The 3,548-nt window shown below is 53.6% G+C and carries 1 protein-coding gene and 1 pseudogene; one reads left to right on the top strand and one right to left on the bottom strand.

What is annotated here, in order from left to right:
* Window positions 1-181: 181 nt before the first annotated feature.
* Complete coding sequence (locus ACOCD2_RS14410; protein ID WP_293649100.1) at window positions 182-2,542, top strand: choice-of-anchor Q domain-containing protein; 2,361 nt, start codon at window positions 182-184, stop codon at window positions 2,540-2,542.
* 325 nt (window positions 2,543-2,867) lie between these two features.
* Here ACOCD2_RS14410 and ACOCD2_RS14405 read toward each other — a convergent pair.
* Window positions 2,868-3,548 (bottom strand): annotated as a pseudogene (locus tag ACOCD2_RS14405) (transposase); the annotation flags it as partial.

The raw sequence follows: 3,548 nt of genomic DNA, 5'->3' as shown, positions 1-3,548 counted from the left end.
TGAATCCCCAATCCCAGTAGCAGTATCTCGTTGCCGTCCACGTCTTTTCCTCATGCCAGTATTTGGCGCTATACTGGCACAGGTTTTTGGAGGAATTCCACTTAAAACGTCGAGGAACCCGAGTAATACAAGGAAAGCCGGGGTTGCTGCCCCGGCTCTGAAATCACAAGAGAGAAATCAAATGAAATCGAGAATTATCATAGCAGGCGCGTTGGCATTTTCAAACCCTGCCGCCGCTATCATTGTTCATCGCGTGACCAGCATGGCCGACCATGGAACCGGAACACTGCGCGCCGCCGTTTCCTCCGCCGCGTCCGGCGACCGCATCACATTCGCGCCCTGGCTGTATCAAAAAATCATCCGGCTGGACAGCCAAATCATGATCAGCAAACGCCTGCGCATCGAGGGAGACATAAACGGCGACAGAAAACCAGACATCACACTAGATGGACAACATAAAACCAGACTGCTAGACGTCACAGGGACAGGAAATTTGAGCCTCTGGGCGGTATCACTAGAACACGGAAAAGCAAACGAGGGCGGCGCAATATACAACGAGGGGACAATCAACGCCCAATTTTGCAGAATCCACGAAAATCTAGCGACAGACCAAGGAGGAGCAATCTACAACAGGGGAACACTAACAATAGACAGCTCCAGCGCGCGGGATAATTTCGCAGCAAACGAAGGGGGAATGATCTACAACGGAAAAATGATAAACAGCGACACAGCAAAAACAACACTAGTAGCGTCAACGTTCGCATGGAATACAGCAAAAAAAAGAGGCGGTGTAATTTACAACCACGAGGGGATCTTTGGAGCAATCAATAGCACATTCGCGAACAACCGCGCGCAATCCAGAACAGACTGGGAAAACGATAAAGAAGCAAAGGGGAGCGTCCTCTTCGCCGTAGGCGGCAGCAATAAATTATCAGATAGCACGTTGATGAACAACAAAAGCGCACCAATCACAGATCCAGAACTAAACGAATGCGCCTTTGGAGTAGGAAAAAACCGATGCCACGGGTGCTCATGCAGACCAGACGCCGAACGAAAACGCAACAACAAGAGGCGCAGAATCAACAACGGCGGAACACTCTACAGCCTAGCAGGCACAGCGCCAGTACAAATCATCCGCACAGTAATATCGGAATCACGAGGGCGAAACTGCGGAGGCTGGGGACGATACACACTAGAAAACAGCTGGATAGATGACGACAGCTGCAACGGAGATGCAGACTATTCAGAACCAGGCACGAGCTGGGGAGACGCAAAATTAGGACCGCTAGCAAACTATGGCGGATACACGCACACATACAGCCCACTGCCAGACAGTGGCCTAATTGATGCAGCCGGTACCGTCTGCACAGTCAGAGATCAACGCGGAGCACCGCGCAAACGATACCCAGACACCCACTGTGACATCGGCGCAGTCGACGCAAACGCAAGCGCACCACCGCGCCTGCGACCGCAATCAATCAACACAACGCCTCCGGCTGAGCACAACGAGGACATTGCAGCGCTCAACAGCCGCATCGAGACGCTTCAAACCCTCGCAACGTCGACCCAGGTAGCAGTCGTTGAGCGGGACGCGACGATCGCCACCCAACAGGCCGACATCACCGCGAAGGCTGAAACCATCGTAACCCTGCAAGGGCAGCTGGGTACGTTGCAGGGCCAATTGTCCACACTGCAAACCCAACTGGCAGTTGCTGTCGAAGGTTCGCAAGAAGCAGACCGGTTACGTCAGCAGATCGCCAAAAAAGAAGCACAGATCACGCGAAAAGAGGAAGAGATCGCAGAACATAGTGCGAGGATTGCCGAGCTTGAAGCGCCTGATGATCTGGAAGTTGCTATTGGCGATGCCGGTAAGATCGAGGAACTGAGGCTCAACGGTAACAATGTGTTGCATGATTCAGAGACCCGCGTGAAAGTGGGATCAGAAACGTTCCGCCTTGGAGATACCCTGACTGACCCTGCGCACGCGCGATCGGATGGATCAATCGTCTCTGGCGGCCAGTTCCAGGGTGAGAACGGCATTATCTATTGGACCATCACATCCACCGTCGTTCCTCGCACTAATTTCCATGTCAGCCGATGGGAATTCAGCAGTCCGCAGGCGTTCGGGAACGTATCGATCGGCATCTATGCCGACCTCGATATTGGTCAATATACAGGCCATAACGGCCTGATTGTGGGCGGCACAGGTCACCCTAACCGCCTGTTGATCACAGACCGAACCAACCCCGCGGAGGGCGTTGCTTTGGGCCTTAGAGCGCTTAAAAACGCCTCACGCATGGGCTGGGTAGGCAGTCCTGATATCTACCATGGGCGCAACGGCGATGTCCTCGATCCTTCGATTCTCACCGGTGCCTATTCTGGGTGGGGGCAATTCACACCCGACCAGGCGGTTTACCCTGGGACGCATGGCTACGGTCCCGCTGATATCGCCCTGGCTGTAGGGGTGGCGCTCAAACCCAGCGCGAAGCTGGCGAGCTTTGAGACGAGCCTGGTCGGTGCCCCGAATGGTCATATTGAGTAAAACCCAATTCCCAGCAGGAATGGTCCTGCTGGGATCAATCGCGGCGCTGTGCCGCACACATAAAAATACTTGATTACCCACCATCTTCAGCCGCCAGGCAGCCCAATTTAGTCGCGTCCAACCCCGCCGACATAGGCAAACCTGGATTCTTAATGATGCAAACCAAGGTTGATTTTGACCAAATTTGGCAATGTAAAGAAGCTACACGATGAAACAACCAGTGCAACCCATTGTTTTTACGTCAATTACTGATTAATCGGGATGGCTGAAATTGGTGGGTAATCAGGTAAAAATAAGATCGGACACTATAAAAATATCGGGCTCTTCAGCAGAATCTGTGGGTAAACTCAGGCTCGGGTAAAGCACCAAGTGCATGATACAAAGCGATTTCCGCACCCCGATACGTCCGAAAACCGAAGGATTTTCTGGAGGTCAGTTTTGCCTTGGTGTTGAAACCCTCCACAACACCACTGGAAAGCTACCCCCTGGTCCGGAACCAGTTGAGCAACAGCGGCCGATGACCTCGCAGCATCCGGGCCACTTTCTTCATCGGCTCGATTTTCGATCGCATCGTTTTCGTACACCACCTATCCAGAAACTGACCGGCCCAGTAGGGCGAAACGTAACCCCAGAAGAACTGGAACGCCTCCTTCAGCAGGTAGGCCCGCACGCTGCGAAGGTTGTACTGCAGCAGTTCCGCCAGCTTGCTCTCCTGCGCATCGGTCAAATGTTCCGGTCGCTTCAGCAGCAGCCAGCGGCTTTTCGTCAGAACAGGCTCATATCCCTTGGCCTTCAGCTCCTTCACCTCGCCGGCACGCACTTCGTTCAGGGCCTTGCTGAAATGGGCCATGATGTGGAACCGGTCGAGCACGTGCACGGCCTGCCCAATGACCTTCAGGTAGGGTTTCCACATGTCCGAGCAGATGTAGCGCAGTTGCTGGCTGCGTTCGGCTCCGAACCAGCGGAAAAACCGCAGCAGGGTCTTCGTCTTCCGTTCCTTGCCAAT

It is taken from the genome of Thiolapillus sp., assembly GCF_048562965.1.
GTDB lineage: Bacteria > Pseudomonadota > Gammaproteobacteria > Chromatiales > Chromatiaceae > Thiolapillus > Thiolapillus brandeum_A.
Note: the sequence above shows the minus strand (reverse complement) of the source record. Positions and strands in the feature narration are given on the sequence as shown.

Excerpts from the sequence above, each read along its gene's own strand:
- ACOCD2_RS14410 (WP_293649100.1), top strand. The coding sequence starts at position 182 with ATGAAATCGAGAATTATCATAGCAGGCGCGTTGGCATTTTCAAACCCT.